This window comes from Pseudoflavonifractor phocaeensis, assembly GCF_016901735.1.
Lineage (GTDB): Bacteria > Bacillota > Clostridia > Oscillospirales > Oscillospiraceae > Pseudoflavonifractor_A.
This window is the reverse complement of record NZ_JACLZC010000165.1, coordinates 1-817: the sequence shown is the minus strand read 5'-3', so window position 1 is coordinate 817 and position 817 is coordinate 1. Positions and strand designations below refer to the sequence as shown.

Here is an 817-nt window from a genome sequence, read left to right as displayed (position 1 = left end):
TTGTTTGGATTTTGAGAAAGGGGTATTTTATCATGCGTGAACTGCTCACTCGTCTTGCGCCCGCGGCGGTGGCACTGTGCCTGCTGCTCAGCGGCTGCGCCCAAACCGCACGGTGGACATGAGCTATTTTTCCGACGCGCTTTTTATCGGCGACTCCCGCACCGAGGGGCTCCAGCTGTACAGCGGCATTGAAGGGGCCACCTTCTTCTGCTATAAAGGCATCTCCATCTTTGACGTCATTTCCACCAAGCCCAAGGAAGTGGTCACCCTGGACGGCAAGAAGTATTCGGTGGTGGACGCCCTGGACCACACCGCCGGCCAGTTCGGCAAGGTGTACATCTCCCTGGGCGTCAACGAGCTGGGCTACTACGACGACCAAGGATATCACGACAAGTTCTGCGCCCTCATCGACAAGGTACGGGAGACCCAGCCCGACGCCATCATTTATCTGCAAAACGTGGTGCCGGTGAATCCCGAGCTGTGCGCCAAATATTGGCCCTCCTATGTCACCAACGACAAGGTGGACACATACAACGAGATTTTGTCCCAGGTCGCGGAGGAAAAGGCGGTCATTCTGCTGGATCTCCACACCGCGCTGGGCACCAGCGACGGCATCCTGGCCAAGGAGAACACCTCGGACGGCGTCCACTTCAACAAGGCCTGGTATAAAGAATGGCTCAATTATCTGATGACTCACGCCGTCTGATTTTGTTTGGATTTTGAGAAAGGGGTATTTTATCATGCGTGAACTGCTCACTCGTCTTGCGCCCGCGGCGGTGGCACTGTGCCTGCTGCTCAGCGGCTGCGCCCAAACCGC

1 protein-coding gene is annotated in these 817 nt (G+C 56.8%); it reads left to right on the top strand.

The annotated features are described in order from the left end of the window. Positions 1-118 precede the first annotated feature (118 nt). On the top strand, positions 119-706 hold the full coding sequence (locus H7U37_RS15040) for a GDSL-type esterase/lipase family protein (RefSeq protein WP_204876973.1): 588 nt from the start codon (positions 119-121) through the stop codon (positions 704-706). The last annotated feature ends 111 nt before the right edge of the window (positions 707-817 follow it).